Below are 16,457 nucleotides of genomic sequence, written 5' to 3'. Positions count from 1 at the left end.
ATTATTACTCAGTTTATTTATTTGTTAATTAACTTTTACTACTTGCAGAGCAATATTTTTTGCTTAAATAAAAAACCTATACTATATACTTGCATTACTTATTGTTACTATCTTTGCCCCATGGAAAAACCACAGCAAATATTTGGTATAAGGGCTATTATTGAAGCAATTCAGTCAGGTAGCGAAATAGATAAAGTTTTCATACAAAAGGAAGCCCAGGGTGACTTAATGCGAGAGCTGATGAAGTTGGTTAAAAAGAATAACATCAATTTTAGCTATGTTCCTGTTGAAAAACTGAACCGTCTTACCCATAATAACCACCAAGGTGCTGTTGCGGTTATTTCACCTGTGTCATTTCATGATTTGGAAACGCTTGTAGAAAGTGTTTTAAGTAAAGATAAAACACCTTTATTCCTTATACTGGATCAGGTTTCGGATGCTCGTAATTTTGGAGCCATAATCCGTACTGCCGAATGTACAGGAGTAGATGGTATTATTATACAAAAAAATGGTTCTGCACCTGTAAATGGCGATACTGTAAAAACATCAGCCGGAGCAGTATTTAATGTGCCTATTTGTAAAGTAGAACATATTAAAGATGCTATTTTTTACCTGCAGAGTTCAGGAGTACAAACCGTTGCTGCTACCGAAAAAACAGATGATACTATTTATAATGTATCTCTTACCGAACCTACAGCAATTGTAATGGGTTCAGAAGACAGAGGGGTTAATCCTTCGGTATTAAAAATAGTAGATGCAAAAGCGAAGTTACCAATGTTTGGCACTATATCATCGCTAAATGTTTCTGTAGCTTGTGGCGCATTTTTATATGAAGCTGTAAGACAAAGAAGTTAATCACTTCTTTCAACTTTGCTCTTCAATTTCCTCACTATCATTATCAATTTCCTCTCCCCTGCTTTTTGTATAGTTATACACTATATTAATACGCGGGTGTTGTGCTGTTGAGTGTTGCTGAGTGGCTTGTTCTTCCTCTATTTCCTGCTCTTCAGGTTTTGGCGGATTTACAAAGTTTCCATTTTCATCAAAACGCCTCATAAAAGGGTCTTGCTCAGGGTCAAACTCGGGTTTTTGCCAGTCATACACCACAGGTTTTCGATATGCAGGAGCATCATACAATCGTGAAAAAAGAAATCCTGTTATAAAACCTCCTAAATGCCCTTCCCAGGAAATCCCGTCTTTTACATCGGGAAAAATATACCATATAGAACTCCCGTAAAGCATTACAATAGTTAACGACAAAGCTACAAGCCTGTAATACCCCGTTTGTATACCTTTAAAGAAAATAAAACTCACTAAAACATATATAAGCCCACTGGCGCCTATGTGGTAGGATTCCCTACCGATAAGCCAAGTTATAAAACCCGAAAGCAGTATACCGTAGCCTATTATTTTAAGAGAATGCTCCCTGTAAAAGTAACGCAAGGCAGCAATAAGTGCCAATAGTGCTATAGAGTTATTATATAAATGTTCTAAACTACCATGTAAAAACGGACTTAAAATAATTCCGCGAAGCCCTTTAAAAGTGCGTGGCAAAATACCGTAATGCGAAAGGTATATATTATACTTTACTTCTACCCAGTAAATTACCCAAAGCAACAGTACAAAGTACAAAGGCCATGTTACTACAGAAGGGGTAAACTTAAATTGATTATCGTGAACTGTTGCCATATTTTTTAAAACTCTTTCTATACCTTGTCAACAATTTAACCAATTTTAATACTGTGCTATTTTGTCATAATATGTAATTTTACATTATGGAAGCACCTTTAGCAGAACGCATACGTCCGCAAAATTTATCAGAATATATTAGTCAGCAACATTTAGTAGGTCCACAGGGTTCACTTACCCACCAAATAGCAAAGGGTATAATACCTTCTTTAATATTGTGGGGGCCTCCCGGTACGGGTAAAACAACCCTTGCCCAAATTATGGCAGAAGAGTCTAAACGTCCCTTTTATGTACTAAGTGCTATTAACTCAGGAGTAAAAGATGTACGTGAAGTTATAGAAAAAGCCAAACAAAGCGGTGGTTTATTTACCGCTAAAAACCCTATACTTTTTATTGATGAAATTCACAGGTTTAGTAAGTCGCAACAAGACTCTTTATTGGCTGCAGTAGAAAAAGGCTGGGTTACACTTATAGGGGCTACCACTGAAAACCCAAGTTTTGAGGTAATACCCGCTTTATTGTCAAGATGTCAGGTTTATATACTAAATGCTTTCTCCCCAGAAGATCTTGAGACACTTTTGCACCGTTCTATGGAGAAAGATGAAGTACTTAAAAAGAAAAATATACAGCTTAAAGAAACGGAAGCGTTATTAAAGCTATCGGGTGGGGACGGAAGAAAACTCCTTAATATTTTTGAACTGGTAATTAATGCTTCTGAGGGTGATGCAATAGAAATTACTAATGACAGGGTAACACAACTTGTACAAAAAAATACTGTGTTATATGATAAAACAGGAGAGCAGCATTACGATATTGTTTCTGCTTTTATAAAGTCAATGCGTGGTAGTGACCCTAATGGTGCTGTATATTGGTTAGCCCGAATGATTGAAGGTGGTGAAGACCTAAAATTTATTGCACGCCGTATGCTGATATTAGCAAGTGAAGATATTGGTAATGCTAACCCCACTGCTTTAATTATGGCTAATAATACATTTCAGGCAGTATCTACAATTGGTTATCCCGAATCACGTATTATATTAAGCCAGTGTGCCGTTTATTTAGCTACTTCTCCTAAAAGCAACGCTACCTACATGGCTATAGGCAAAGCACAACAAGCGGTAAAACAAACAGGCGATTTACCTGTACCGTTACACCTGCGCAATGCTCCTACCAAACTAATGAAAGAGTTAGGTTATGGTGATGAGTACAAATATGCTCATGATTATGCTAACAATTTTGCAGAACAGGAATTTTTACCCGATGAAGTTAAAAACACAAAGTTTTATGACCCGGGGCAAAATTCACGAGAAAATAGTACACGAGAGTTTTTAAAAAACAGATGGAAAGATAAGTATGGATATTAGAACTTAATATCCAGCTTTTTCTTTACCAGTTTGTTTTCTTGGTAATATTCAAAAAACCAAACACCTCCTTTATTAAGCAATACGCCTATTGTAAGATCTTGTTTTGCAATATAAACACCCTTATCAGATGTAGGATATATATTCATTACAACTTTAGGTGTACTGTCTACTAACTGGAAACCATTTGCAATAGGTTGGGCAAACAATGTATGTTTAGTCACTATATGTTTCGTTTTTATACCATCAATATTAGGTTGGGGTGCCATATAAGATTCATCTGCTTTTTCCCATGATGCCACTTCATCATCTTTTGCATTGTAACTATACCCCATAGCATCAATAGATACAGAAGCCTTGGCTAAGGCTTCATGATACGCACGCCCTATTTGTTTTCTTTTGCTTTTTCCTTCTATTGAGGTAAATAAGGCTTTACCATTACAATCATTTAATTTTATAATAAGCCCTGTCGTAAAAACACCCGAATTTTTAACAACGTCAGCATGTAAGGCTTTACATTTATCTAAAGCTATCTCATCAGGCAATTTATCTCCTGAATAAAAAACAGTGAAGCCCTTTTTTTCGAAAAGCGTTTTAGTTAAGTAGTTCAATTGAAACTCTCCTGATTCATTCTGAAATTCAAATCTTTCCGGTACAATTACATATTTATAATCGTTTACTGTTTGTGCCAGTAAATTTCCGGTTACCAAAAATGCACAAAATAATATGAGTGTCTTTATTTTCATTAAAGTAAGTTTTTTAACTCCAGTAAATGGTTAACCTGTTTTACAGAAGGGCTTGTTTCCTTTTTAAACTCATTAAAATATATAGCATCTATACCACAATCTATCGCTCCCTGTACATCAGCTTCTATACAATCGCCTATCATAACACTACTATGCTTTTCAGCATTAGCAATTTTTAAGGCATAGTGAAAAATATCAGGATTTGGCTTTTTACAACCTGCCAATTCTGAATTGGTTACTGTTTCAAAATAGTGATGAATATTAGAGTTCTTCAACTTTATATCCTGTACAGCCTGAAAACCATTAGTTATAATATGCAATTTATACTTTGGTTTCAGGTATTCCAACACCTCAAAAGCACCCTCATATAAATGATTATTTAAAGGCAAATTTGCAATATAATCTTCCGAAAGTACATCAAGCATTTCATCAGGCACATCACTCTCCAGCAAAGTAAAAGTATCTTTAAGCCTTCCGTAGCGAAGCTTTTCCTGATTTATATCACCATCTCTGTACAGTTTCCAGTACTGCATATTAATAGGCACATATTCTTTAATAAAAGCATCTGCATCAACATCAATATTATGTTTTTGCAATATGTTTTTAAAAGCCAGTGCAGAATTTTTTTCAAAATCCCACAAGGTATGATCCAAGTCAAAAAATATGTTTTCCTTATTAACTATCCGCATTAGTCTCCGTCTACTATTATTGCATTTTCTATATGGTAAATCCAGTCGTTAACATCGCTGTCATTATACCTGAATGTACCTTTCAGGGTTACATACTGGTCTGTTTTAAGTCGTGTTGACGGGTCTTTAAACTGAATACCCATAATGGTTTCAGGTCCTGCCTGCCCACAGAAAAAGCATGAAGCAAATACATTTTTACTAAGTGCGTACGTTTTATTATCTATAGGGATAATAAACCCCGTCATTACTATCTCTTTCTTATTTTTTGCTTTTAATGTGCTGTTTATAATAGGATACATAACCCCTTCAGGATATTCTTTACTGGGCTTTTTCTTATAATCAATACGTCCCAGTAATTTCCATGTTAAGGTATCTGCTATATTGTCGTTAACTATACCCTTTGTTTCAGAACCATACTCCCTAAACTTTGCAGTAGGATTTCCTGCTGATGTTAGTATGAAAACAGAAAGTATAAGTGTTGACAGAACAAAAATTGTTTTACGCATTTGCTAATGTTTTTGATATGTTTAAACTATATGCTTTTATTGCTGGTATTAATGCTGCTACTATACCTACCAGTATAGTAAGCAACAACAGGTAGCCTTCTTTATCCCAAACAAATTCCAGTGGGTTAAATGACATTTTAAATTCTTCTTGCGATGAACCTGAAATTAATACCAATGCTATTCTTCCAACAATCGTTCCAAACAGGAAGCCTGTTATGCATAAAAGTAAACTCTCTATAAGTACCAATGAAAGTAACTGGAAACGGCTTGCACCATTAACCCGCAATAAAGCAAATTCGTACTTTCTTTCTTTAAGTGTATTGAATAATGCTATAAAAATACTAATACCTGAAATCAGCATTATACCATAAGCAAGGTAGCGTAATGCATCCAGCCCAATACCAAACAACCCAAATAAGCGGTTTATTTCTTTACCCGGAGATGCTGCCTGCATTTTAGTATTCATTGGTATTATCATTTGCCAGGAAAGTATAGCCGGTTTGTTTCTCATTTTTAATAAAACCGCTGTTATCTCTTTACCTTCTTCACTTATATGTGTTTCATCATGTTCATGATTATGTGCTGCTTCGTCATGGTCATGATGCTCATGTGCATCTTCATGGCTGTGGTTATCCGCATCACTGTGTTCATGCTCCTCATGTTCGTGAACATCTCCTTCATGATTATGCTCTTCATCGTGGTTATGAGCTTCTTCTCCATGATTATGGTCGTGGTCGTGCCCTTCATGCTCATGCGCTTCACCATCATGTTCATGCCCGTGGCTGTGGTCGTGCATTGCCCAAACGCTAGGTATATTACACAAAATAAGGTTATCAATTACTTTACCTGTTTCATCTGCAATACCTGTTACTATATAAGCATGGTCTTTATGTACTTCTCCCTCTTCACTATCGCCATGCGAACCATAAAATTTATCTCCCAGTTTCAGTTGCATTTTTTTGGCTACAGTACTACCCACTACAACTTCAAAATTCTGCTTAAATACTTTGCCTTCTTTTAGTTGTGCATCATACTTATCTAAGTAATCCTTTGTAGTACCAACAATACGATACCCCTTATAATTATCCCCAAAAGCTAATGGAATAGCCGTTTCTACAAATGGGTTATCCATCCACTGTTTTGCTTCGGCATAATTAATATTTCCCGTAGGTGCATCTACCTGATATACTGATGAAAGTATAAGTTGTAACGGACTACCTTGTGCACCAAGCACTAAGTCAATCCCCTCTACATTACTTTCAAATTTCTTTTCAAACTGCTCTTGTAATAATATCAACAATGTAATTATCGCCACACTTGCTGTAAGGAGTATAATACTAAGCAGTGTATTAAGTGGTTTAAACCAAATATTTCTCCAAGCTATTTTTGTTATCATGTCAAGTTAATTTGGTTAGGAAAACGGTCTTTAAGTCTTTGGTCGTGCGTTACTATTATTAATGCAGTACCAAATTGCTTTGCCAAAGAAGAAAGCATATCTGCAACCGTAAAAGCATTTTCATCATCAAGGCTAGAGGTAGGTTCATCAGCCAAAAGTAGTTTAGGCTCATTTATCAAAGCTCGTGCTATAGACACACGTTGCTGCTGCCCTATACTTAGCTGCGATGGTAATTTATGCAGTTGGTCTTTAAGCCCTAACTGCTCCAATAAGTCTTTAGCTTTTTGCGGAGCTTTTTTTCCTGTAGCCAGCCAAGAAGCTAAAACTACATTTTCTTCAACAGTTAGTGACTCTACAAAGTATGCCTGCTGCAATACAAGCCCTATATTTTTACCCCTGAAACTATCCTGCTTACCACTTGGTAGTGTAGCAATATTAGTTCCTTCTATATTTATTTCTCCTGACTGGGGTTTCAGTAAACCACCCAGCAGGTGTAATAGTGTTGTTTTTCCTTTTCCTGACCCTCCTGTTACTAAAAGTGTGTCGCCACCATCAACAGTAACATCAGGGAAATTAAAATCTGTCCCTTTGCCATAGGAAAAGTGAACATTTTTTGTACTTATCATAAAGTAAACTTTTATATGCCATGCAAGTTAACGAAAATACAGGGCTTATAAAATACCTTCATCAACAAAACTGTAATAGCTTTTTTCGGTAATAATTAAGTGATCCAAAACTTTTATATCCAGTGCATGTCCTGCTACTTTTAATTGCTGTGTTATTTGCTTATCCTGCTCACTAGGCTTTAATGTACCCGAAGGATGGTTATGAGCCAATATAACAGCTACTGCATTATGCTCTAAAGCCATTTTATATACAATCCGAACATCTACCACTGTACCTGTAATACCACCTTTACTAAGTTGCGATTTATAAACTATTTTATTGGAATTATTAAGGAAAATAACCCAAAACTCTTCATGCAGCAACTCCCCAATTATTGGATGCATTACTTCAAAAGCAGTGCGGCTTGAAGTTATTTGTTTTAAGTCCGGTCCTTCTTCATCCCTGCGTCTGCGCCCGAGTTCCATGGCAGCAGCAATAGTTATGGCTTTGGCTTCGCCTATACCTTTAAACTGCATTAATTGTTGTAACGATAGCTTACCTAATGCTGTAAGGTTATTGTCTACACTTGCTAATATTCGCTTGCTTAAGTCTACTGCACTTTCATTACGGCTACCCGAACCGATTAATATTGCTATAAGTTCTGCATCGCTAAGAGCAGCTTTACCTTTTAGCATTAGTTTTTCGCGAGGTTTATCATCCTCTGCCCAGTGTTTTATAGAAAAAGGGCTTTGTAGTTCTTCCATTTTATAGCGGGATATGGCTTGCGAATATAAATAATTAAAAACCAGATTTATACTACAAATAAAATGATTACGTTTTATTTACAAACCAACTTATTATGAAAGCAATTCTATCTGTTCTGTTCTTTTTAACTTTTTATACTCAGGATACTTTCTCGCTACAGCTTTCTAATGCTGCGCTGTCACTCACCAAAGATCATGTTGTGTATGACGGTAGCTACAGGCAAATTCCTTACCCGAATGGCGATGTACCTAAAAATATTGGCGTATGTACCGATGTAGTAATACGGGCTTACAGGAAACTCGGGATTGATTTACAAAAAGAGGTACACGAGGATATGAAAGCTAACTTTTCTAAATATCCGAAAACCTGGGGTTTAAAATCAACTGATACGAATATAGACCATAGGCGTGTACCTAACTTACAGGTGTTTTTTACGCGAAAGGGTACTTCATTACCTGTTACCAAAAATGCTGATGATTACAAACCGGGAGACCTTGTTACATGGATGCTTACGCCTAGCCTGCCTCACATTGGTATTGTAGTAAACAGAAAATCAGCAGATGGTAAACGCTATATGATCGTACATAATATAGGCAGAGGGCAAGAACTGGAAGACTGCCTTTTTAACTATAACATATCAGGACATTACAGGTATAACCCAACAAAGTAATATTAAATTATACTTTTAAGTTCATCAAAGTTTAATCCTCCATAATTACCGGAACTCATCAATAATAAAGCAGTTCCTTTAGTATCATATTTTAAATGGAATAAATACTCTTTAAACGCAGCAGGATTGGTATAAATAATTAAATCATCACGTTTAAAGGCGTTTGCTATTTGTTCTTGTGTTACCTGGTCAAGTTGTTTTATTTTAACAGCATCCGGCGAGTAGAATACAATTGCTACATCTGCACTGTCTAAGGCGCCTTCATACTGCTTTAAAAACTCTGCATTTAAGCTACTATAGGTATGTAGTTCTAAACACGCTATTAAAGTCTTGTCAGGGTATTGGTCTTTTACTGCTTTGGTCGTAGCAGCCACCTTACTTGGTGAGTGCGCAAAATCTTTATAAATTACATTTTTATCACTCTCTGCTATTTTTTCTAAACGTTTACTTGCACCTTTAAAAGTTGCTATGGCTTCGTAGAAATCAGCTTCGTCAACACCCATATTTTGGCATATCCATTTAGCTCCTGCCAAGTTATTCAGATTATGTTCTCCGAATATCTCTATAGGCATAGCACCATCAGGAGTTTCTAAATAAGTAGTACCATCTTCTACTGTATATTCAGGGGTATTGTATGGTATTTTGCGTATCGGGTTAGTTGACGCTTCTACTACTCTCTTTACCTCAGCATCATCTTCATTATACACCAATATACCACCATTGGTTATCTGCTGAATAAAGATTTCAAATTGCTCCACATAGTTTTCATAAGTGGGAAACACATTTATATGATCCCATGCAATACCGCTTAACAACGCAATATTAGGCTGGTATAAATGGAACTTCGGTCTGCGATCTATAGGTGATGAAAGATACTCATCACCTTCCAGTACTATAAAATCATTTTCTTCGGTAAGGTGTACCATTGTATCAAAACCTTCCAGTTGTGCGCCTACCATGTAGTCTACCTCTATATTATGGTAATGCATTACATGCAATATCATACTGGTAATAGTGGTTTTACCGTGAGAGCCCCCTATTACTACACGTGTTTTCCCTTTAGATTGCTCGTATAAAAATTCAGGATACGAATATATTTTTAAGCCTAACTCCTGTGCTTTTAATAATTCGGCATTATCAGGTTTTGCATGCATACCCAGTATTACAGCATCAATATCAGTAGTAATTTTTTCAGGAAACCAGCCCATTTCATTTGGCAATAGTCCTTTTTTGTCCAGTCTACTTTTGCTTGGCTCAAATATGGCATCATCACTACCAGTTACTTTATATCCTTTTTCATGAAGCGCTAATGCTAAATTGTGCATAGCTGCACCGCCTATTGCTATAAAATGTATATGCATTATTTCTTGTAAAAAATTAAATGAAGGTTTCCATCTTTATACGTAAAAATAAACTCTACTTAATAAAGGGCTGTATTAAAAATCAAAAATAATAAAATGATTATACAGATGCTAAACCTTACAGAAAACAAATTTCAGTATATTGTTGCACCAAACCTACAAACATGAAATTATTACTTTATTTTACAGCATTTCTATTTTGCTGTACCTCTGCTTTTGCTCAAAATTATTCGTCTGAATGGAAAAAAGTTAGTGAATACGAAAAAGTAGGCAGAGTTAAACCTGCTAAAGAACAAGTTGAAAAAATATATGCTTTAGCCAAGAAAAACAATAACGAACCTCAACTAATTAAAACGTTTTTCTTTCTTTCAAAATATTCTCTAACTCTTGAAGAAAACTCTAAACAATTAATACTGCAAAAGTTACTTGAAGAGCAACAAAATGTAAGCATTCCTACTAAGGCGCTTTTACAAAGCATTTATGCTGAAAATCTTGGGGTTATTTATAATGACCGAAAATATAAAATATACAAAATGACTACTTTGAAGAATGCTACTCCTGAGAACATCTTTGAATGGAGTCGTGATAATTTTATAACAGAAATAAAAGCTGCTTATGACAGTAGTGTAGCACAGCAAAGTATATTGTATAATACTCCTTTAAGCAACTACAATGAAGTTATAAACTCTATTTATAACTACACAGAAGAAAAGAGATCTCTATATGACTTTTTAGTAGAACGCTATATCTCTTTATTAGGAAATGAAGGTAGTTATTACAACTACGACGAAAAGAACTCTCTGCTATATAGTAAAACTGCTGATTTTTTAAAATACACTCCTAATGATACTCTTAGCCCCTTTAATAAAAAAATAGTTTTATTACAGCAACTAGAAAGTTTATATAAAAGCAAAAAAGACACTACCAGCCTGCAAAGAGCTGTTTTAAGAAGACTTGAGTTTTTCAGAAAAGAACATCATGCCAATTTAAATGAAGTTTACCTTAAAACTATTACTGATTATATAAATACATGGCTAAAAGAAAATTACTATACATATCGTGCCAAACTTGTTCAAGCTGAGTTATATTATGATTTAGCAAATAAAGGGAGTAATAAGGACTATTTTATAAAAGCTGTTGCAAACTGCAACTACATTATAAAAAACTGTAAATACAATGACATTACCACACAAGCTGAAAACTTAAAACACCACATCACATTAAAAGAAATACAACTGACTACTGAAAGCTATGTAATACCCGAAAGAAGTATTTTGGCTAAAGTTAAGTATAGAAATGTAAAATCATTTAAAATTTCTGCCTATCCGGTATACTTTACTGACACGATAAAGGATACTCCATATTATCGTTATTATAAAGAAATAATTAAATCACGTAAACCTGTTACCGAACAGCTTTACACAACACCTACTGATTATGGATATTTTGAATATGAAACTGAAATTATATTACCTAAATTAAAAAAGGGTGTTTATCTACTTCATATTCAATCTGCCGATAACTCCAGTGAAGCAGATAAATATGATACTTTCAGCATTATTCAGGCATCCAATATAACCGCTATTTCTGAAGATACAAATGATTACAAAAACCTCCTTCATATTTTAGATCGTAGTATAGGGAAGCCTGTTAAACGGGCAAAAATAACTCGTAAGAATGAGAACTTTTATACAGACCGAAATGGTAAAATTGCATTAAAAGACACTGTATACGGAACTGAAGAAACTACAATTATTTTTAAAGGTGATACACTTACTACACGAACCTATGTTACAACGTCTTATAAGTATATAAATGATGACGATGATGACAAAAATGATATTAATGCTGAAACTAAAATATTTTTAGACAGACCGATATACAGACCGGGGCAAACAGTGTACTTTAAAGGGATAGTTATAGCTGAAACTAACGGTATTTATAAAACAATACCAAACTTGACTGTAGATGTAGAAATAGAGAATGATAATTATGATGTTATAAAAACAATGAGTTTCACAACAAATGAATTTGGTTCGTTTTCGGGAGAATTTTTAATCCCAAAAAATGAAATGCCCGGAGAATTTACAATATCAGTATTAGAGACTTCAGAAATTGGAGACAAAGACGATGAATACTGGGATAATGACTATTTCTACTTTGATGAAACTGATATATCATTTGGAGTAGAAGAATATAAACGCCCCTCTTTTGAGGTTAATTTTGAATCTTTTAAAAAAGCTGTCAGAGTGAATGACTCTGTTACTGTTTCCGGTAAAGCTGTAACATATAACGGAGCACCCGTTACAGGAGCAAAGGTTTCTTATTTCATTAAAGGAAATAACTATGAATATGATACTTATTACAGTAAAGAAGGAGAAACAACCACTGACATAAATGGTAACTTTAAAATTAGCTTTACAGCAACACCTCCGAAAGATTTAGAAACAAATGACAACAACCCCTCTAAACTTAATTATCGCGTAAATGCTACCATTACTGACATTAGTGGAGAAACTCATGAATGTTCAAAAACTGTATATGCAGGTTACCAAACTATTAGTCTAAGTGTTAATGCGCAATCAAATTACTTTGGTAATACTGAGAATAATTTACCTATTAACATTACTGCCCGTAATAACAATTATGGGATTGAACCTGTAATGTGTAAAGTAAAAATATATAACCTAAAAAACCTCGAAAACAGGTTGCTAAGAAGTAGACCATGGGGAACGCCGGAAATACAATCTATCGCAAAAAATGTTTTTATAGAAAACTTCCCTCATTTATCATATAGCTCTCCTGATGGTAACCCAGACGATGAAGAACTGGTTTATTCCGATTCATTAATTGTAAAAGAGAATACTCCTGTAATATTAAATTTTAAAGATTGGGAAACCGGCAACTATATGGTACAGGTAAAAACAAAGGACTCTTTGGGTTATATAGCTAAAAATTCTGCTAAATTTAGTTTCAGAGAAACTAAATTTTCAGACCTTAAAGTCATAGAATACAAAACAACTAACACTAACTTTAAAGAAGATGGCTATATAGCTCTTGAATTGTACACACCTATACCAAAACTATATGTAAGCATACGAATGATGTATTTGAATGAAATTGTTTATTCAAAAATCCATAAGGTTAATAACGGTTTAAATACAGTAAAGTTACCTATAGACAAGAAGGGTAAAGGACAGGTAGAAATCAGTATAGATTACGTTTGGGAAAACGAACATAAAGAGTTTTCTTTTTCAAAAGAAATAGCTCCATTAAAAGATCCCTTTAAATTTATTACCACTGTAATTAAAGACAAATTACAACCCGGTAAAGAAGAAACTTGGTCTTTTACTATAAAAAACGATGCTAATATTCCTATGGAGGTATTAGCCTCAATGTACGACACTTCTATAGATTATATTGCTAATTACAGAAGTTACTGGAATCCTTTGAAAGAAGACCATGATAGAATATACAGTTATAATAATATGCCATATAAACACGTAAACACTGGGGGGAACAAAAGTAGTTTTAAGGATTATAAAAAATACTACAATGCTAACTTTACCAGTGAAAAATTAAATAATTATGGTTTTGACATTAGTAATAACAGTATACATTATTACTATAATGATATAAATTATGACAGTATACCACTAGGCGATAGTGACTTTATACTTAAAGGTATTGTTAGTGATGAACTTGGGCCTATTCCGGGAGTAAGTATTTTCAATAAAACTACTTCAATAAGTGTTCAAACAGATATTGATGGTCAGTTTGGTATACCTGCCTCTGCCGGAGACATTATTGAAACATCATTTGTCGGGTTTGAAAGCCATATTACAAAAGTAGCTGATGAAAACCCACTAAAAATAGGATTAAAAGAATCGAGTATGAGGCTTGAGGGTGTTGTAGTGGATAAATATCGCTCAGTAACACCGGTAACTTCAGCAGCAGCAATGACAACAGTATCTATAGAAGACAGAACAGGGGCCTCTCTAATACAAAGCCTCCAAGGGCAAGTGGCAGGCCTCAGTATAGCTACTGGAAGCGGTCAACCCGGTAGTGAATCTACTATAATATTAAGAGGAGTAGGAAATATAAACGGTAATGTACAACCTTTATTTATTGTAGATGGAATCCCTGTAGATGAAGATGGTTTTAGAAGTATTAGCACTAATGATATTGCCGGTTACAGTATTCTTAAAGATGATGCAGCAACAGCTATATATGGAAATAGGGGTGCTAACGGTGTAATTATAATTACAACCACAAAAGGTATACAAGAGGAAATGAATGAGCTTGAAAAAGTAAAAACAAGAAAAAACCTTAAAGAAACAGCTTTCTTCCTACCTAATCTTCGTACTGATAATGAAGGAAACTTAAGTTTCTCATTTACATCCCCAGAAGCACTTTCTGTATGGAAAATGCGACTATTTGCCCACAATAAAAAGGCTGAATCAGGATATTTTGAATATACAACCTATACTCAAAAAGACCTGATGATTATGCCAAATATGCCTCGCTTTTTAAGAGAGGGCGATGAAATAACCTTAATAGCTAAGGTTACTAATACTACACCTATAGAAAAAATTGGTAGTGCTATGCTGGAACTTTATGACGCTACCACTATGCAGCCTATTGAAGCCACAGCTTTTAAAGCTGAAAAAGTACAACGCTTTAGTATTACACCAAAAGGAAACAGTACTGTAAGCTGGACAATAAAAGCACCACTGGGTATACAGGCAATACAATACAAAATTGTAGCAAAATCAGGTGATTTTAGTGATGGTGAAGAAAGTATTATCCCTGTATTAACTAATAGGGAACTTGTAACAGAAAGTATTCCGTTATGGGTAAAAGGAGAGTTTACTAAAGAATACACATTGGAAAACCTTAAAAACAATACCTCCTCTACCCTTGTACACCATGGTATTACCTTAGAGTACACCTCAAACCCTACCTGGATAGCGTTACAATCTTTACCTTACTTAATGGAGTTTGAACACGAGTGTTCAGAACAAACTTTCTCTCGTTACTATGCTAACACAATTGCTACTCATATAGTGGAAAGCAACCCCGAAATAGCAAAAGTTTTTGAAGAATGGCATAAACAAGGAAAATCATTTAATAAACTGGAGCAAAATGAAGAATTAAAGTCTATTATAATGACAGAGTCTCCTTGGATGTTGGATAACCTGAGCGAGCAGGAAAAGAAAAACAGAATTGCAATGTTATTTGACCTTGACAGGGTAAAAACAGAGTCGACACTTACTTTAAATAAACTGGACGAAAAACAGTTAACAGACGGTGCTTTCCCTTGGTTTGAAGGCGGTGAAGGTAATGAGTTTATTACAAGGCATATTATCGCAGGCTTTGGGCACTTAAAAAAAATGGGAGCTATAAAAGATACTACTAACAATAGTATTTACCACACTATTAAACCTAGTATTAAATATTTAGATTCAAAGTTTGAAGAACGCTATAAACTTTATAGAAAAAAAGATAAGTTAACTGTAAGCAGTTCTGTATTGCATTATCTATATGCTCGTAGCTTTCATAGAGAAATGCATCCTTTAACTCCTGATACAAAAAAGATAATCGATAAATACCTCGCTATTATAGAAAAAAAGTGGTTGGAATACTCTTTATATGAAAAAGGTCTATCTGCTTTAGTATTATATCGTTTTGAAAGAGAAAAAACGGCAAATAATATAGTACAAAGCCTTAGGGATACGGCTGTTTTAAATCAGGAAAAAGGTATGTACTGGAAAAATAACACATCAGGTTGGTATTGGTATAACTCTCCTGTAGAAACACAGGCATTACTTATTGAAGCCTTTGCGGAAATTGATAGTACTGATGTTGAAAGTATTGATGCTATGAAGGCTTGGTTGATAAAAAATAAGCAGAATAAAAACTGGTCTACAACAAAAAGTACTGCTGATGCTGTATACGCTTTACTTTCTAGCGGTACTAACTGGCTTTCTATAGAAAATAATACTGATATTGATTTTGGTGATAAAGAAACCTTTACTAAAAAATTAGAGGAAGCTAAAACCGAAGCAGGTACAGGTTATATAAAACTACGCTGGAATAAAGATGAAGTAACTAAAAACCTATCTACTATTACAATAAAGAACAATAATAAAGTACCTGGTTACGGTGGTTTATATTGGCAGTATTTTGAAGATAGTGACAAAGTGAATCAAGCACAGGAGGGTATTATGAATATAAAAAGAGAGCTATATATAAAAACAAGAAGCTCTGAAGGTAATAAACTGGAAAAAATAGCACCTGAAAACCCAATGAAAATAGGTGATTTGGTTACTATACGTATTGTTTTAAATATTAAGGAAGATATGGAGTATGTACACTTAAAAGATGTTCGTGCTGCCGGTTTTGAACCTGTGAATACAATATCAGGACATAAAAACCAAAATGGTTTATATTATTATAATACCACACGAGATGCTGCAACTCATTTCTTTTTTGACAGAATTGAAAAAGGAATATATGTTTTAGAGTATGACGTAAGGGTAAACAATGCCGGGGAATTCTCTAATGGTATAAGCACAATACAAAGTATGTATGCCCCTGAATTTGCAGGGCATTCTGAAGGTATGAGAGTAATAACCAAGCCTTAACTGAAAAATCATACATAAAAA

At 34.5% G+C, this 16,457-nt stretch carries 12 protein-coding genes; 4 read left to right on the top strand and 8 right to left on the bottom strand.

Annotated elements, in window-relative coordinates; translation table 11 throughout:
- The first annotated feature begins 120 nt into the window (after positions 1 to 120).
- Positions 121 to 855: a 23S rRNA (guanosine(2251)-2'-O)-methyltransferase RlmB gene (gene rlmB / locus IEW45_RS04740; RefSeq protein WP_188620080.1), complete on the top strand. Its 735-nt coding sequence runs from the start codon at positions 121 to 123 to the stop codon at positions 853 to 855.
- Between the two features lie 9 nt (positions 856 to 864).
- Here the strand turns inward: rlmB and IEW45_RS04735 are convergent, their stop codons facing one another.
- The gene (locus tag IEW45_RS04735) at positions 865 to 1,689 is read right to left on the bottom strand and encodes a rhomboid family intramembrane serine protease (protein ID WP_188620079.1); all 825 of its coding nucleotides are present in this window, start codon (positions 1,687 to 1,689) and stop codon (positions 865 to 867) included.
- An 86-nt stretch (positions 1,690 to 1,775) separates the two neighbouring features.
- On the opposite strand from IEW45_RS04735, the gene IEW45_RS04730 reads away from it, so the two are divergent.
- A complete protein-coding gene (locus IEW45_RS04730; protein WP_188620078.1) occupies positions 1,776 to 3,053 on the top strand; it encodes a replication-associated recombination protein A in 1,278 nt (425 codons plus the stop codon).
- On the opposite strand, the gene IEW45_RS04725 is transcribed toward IEW45_RS04730, so the two are convergent.
- From IEW45_RS04725 to radC, 6 genes are read right to left on the bottom strand one after another with little or no spacing between them, the layout of a single operon-like run.
- Positions 3,050 to 3,796, bottom strand: coding sequence for a hypothetical protein (locus IEW45_RS04725; RefSeq protein WP_188620077.1), 747 nt, complete (start codon positions 3,794 to 3,796; stop codon positions 3,050 to 3,052). The genes IEW45_RS04730 and IEW45_RS04725 overlap by 4 nt on opposite strands.
- Positions 3,796 to 4,485 (bottom strand): YjjG family noncanonical pyrimidine nucleotidase, encoded by a 690-nt coding sequence (locus tag IEW45_RS04720; RefSeq protein WP_188620076.1) that lies wholly within the window; start codon positions 4,483 to 4,485, stop codon positions 3,796 to 3,798. Before IEW45_RS04720 ends, IEW45_RS04725 begins: the two co-directional genes overlap by 1 nt.
- The gene (locus tag IEW45_RS04715; RefSeq protein WP_188620075.1) at positions 4,485 to 4,991 is read right to left on the bottom strand and encodes a hypothetical protein; all 507 of its coding nucleotides are present in this window, start codon (positions 4,989 to 4,991) and stop codon (positions 4,485 to 4,487) included. Before IEW45_RS04715 ends, IEW45_RS04720 begins: the two co-directional genes overlap by 1 nt.
- Positions 4,984 to 6,387 (bottom strand): ABC transporter permease, encoded by a 1,404-nt coding sequence (locus IEW45_RS14810; protein WP_229665892.1) that lies wholly within the window; start codon positions 6,385 to 6,387, stop codon positions 4,984 to 4,986. Before IEW45_RS14810 ends, IEW45_RS04715 begins: the two co-directional genes overlap by 8 nt.
- Positions 6,384 to 7,013 carry an ABC transporter ATP-binding protein gene (locus tag IEW45_RS04705; RefSeq protein ID WP_188620074.1) on the bottom strand — a complete coding sequence of 210 codons (630 nt, stop codon included), beginning with the start codon at positions 7,011 to 7,013 and terminating at the stop codon, positions 6,384 to 6,386. Before IEW45_RS04705 ends, IEW45_RS14810 begins: the two co-directional genes overlap by 4 nt.
- A gap of 45 nt (positions 7,014 to 7,058) precedes the next feature.
- Complete coding sequence (gene radC, locus IEW45_RS04700) at positions 7,059 to 7,757, bottom strand: RadC family protein (RefSeq protein ID WP_188620073.1); 699 nt, start codon at positions 7,755 to 7,757, stop codon at positions 7,059 to 7,061.
- A 95-nt stretch (positions 7,758 to 7,852) separates the two neighbouring features.
- On the opposite strand from radC, the gene IEW45_RS04695 reads away from it, so the two are divergent.
- A complete protein-coding gene (locus tag IEW45_RS04695; protein ID WP_188620072.1) occupies positions 7,853 to 8,428 on the top strand; it encodes a DUF1287 domain-containing protein in 576 nt (191 codons plus the stop codon).
- 2 nt (positions 8,429 to 8,430) lie between these two features.
- Here IEW45_RS04695 and IEW45_RS04690 read toward each other — a convergent pair whose 3' ends face one another.
- Positions 8,431 to 9,789, bottom strand: a complete 1,359-nt coding sequence (locus IEW45_RS04690) for a UDP-N-acetylmuramate--L-alanine ligase (protein WP_188620071.1) — start codon at positions 9,787 to 9,789, stop codon at positions 8,431 to 8,433.
- A 164-nt stretch (positions 9,790 to 9,953) separates the two neighbouring features.
- On the opposite strand from IEW45_RS04690, the gene IEW45_RS04685 reads away from it, so the two are divergent.
- Positions 9,954 to 16,436 carry an alpha-2-macroglobulin family protein gene (locus tag IEW45_RS04685; protein WP_188620070.1) on the top strand — a complete coding sequence of 2,161 codons (6,483 nt, stop codon included), beginning with the start codon at positions 9,954 to 9,956 and terminating at the stop codon, positions 16,434 to 16,436.
- Positions 16,437 to 16,457 lie beyond the last annotated feature (21 nt).

This window comes from Flavobacterium suaedae, from assembly GCF_014642915.1.
GTDB classification, from domain to species: domain Bacteria; phylum Bacteroidota; class Bacteroidia; order Flavobacteriales; family Flavobacteriaceae; genus Flavobacterium; species Flavobacterium suaedae.
This window is presented reverse-complemented; position numbering and strand designations above follow the sequence as displayed.

What these genes read in the sequence shown, in the direction of transcription:
- IEW45_RS04720 (WP_188620076.1), bottom strand. Translation starts at nt 4,485, where the DNA reads ATGCGGATAGTTAATAAGGAAAACATATTTTTTGACTTGGATCATACC.
- IEW45_RS04715 (WP_188620075.1), bottom strand. Translation starts at nt 4,991, where the DNA reads ATGCGTAAAACAATTTTTGTTCTGTCAACACTTATACTTTCTGTTTTC.
- IEW45_RS04705 (WP_188620074.1), bottom strand. Translation starts at nt 7,013, where the DNA reads ATGATAAGTACAAAAAATGTTCACTTTTCCTATGGCAAAGGGACAGAT.
- IEW45_RS04725 (WP_188620077.1), bottom strand. Translation starts at nt 3,796, where the DNA reads ATGAAAATAAAGACACTCATATTATTTTGTGCATTTTTGGTAACCGGA.
- IEW45_RS14810 (WP_229665892.1), bottom strand. Translation starts at nt 6,387, where the DNA reads ATGATAACAAAAATAGCTTGGAGAAATATTTGGTTTAAACCACTTAAT.
- IEW45_RS04730 (WP_188620078.1), top strand. Translation starts at nt 1,776, where the DNA reads ATGGAAGCACCTTTAGCAGAACGCATACGTCCGCAAAATTTATCAGAA.
- radC (WP_188620073.1), bottom strand. Translation starts at nt 7,757, where the DNA reads ATGGAAGAACTACAAAGCCCTTTTTCTATAAAACACTGGGCAGAGGAT.
- IEW45_RS04735 (WP_188620079.1), bottom strand. Translation starts at nt 1,689, where the DNA reads ATGGCAACAGTTCACGATAATCAATTTAAGTTTACCCCTTCTGTAGTA.
- IEW45_RS04690 (WP_188620071.1), bottom strand. Translation starts at nt 9,789, where the DNA reads ATGCATATACATTTTATAGCAATAGGCGGTGCAGCTATGCACAATTTA.
- rlmB (WP_188620080.1), top strand. Translation starts at nt 121, where the DNA reads ATGGAAAAACCACAGCAAATATTTGGTATAAGGGCTATTATTGAAGCA.
- IEW45_RS04685 (WP_188620070.1), top strand. Translation starts at nt 9,954, where the DNA reads ATGAAATTATTACTTTATTTTACAGCATTTCTATTTTGCTGTACCTCT.
- IEW45_RS04695 (WP_188620072.1), top strand. Translation starts at nt 7,853, where the DNA reads ATGAAAGCAATTCTATCTGTTCTGTTCTTTTTAACTTTTTATACTCAG.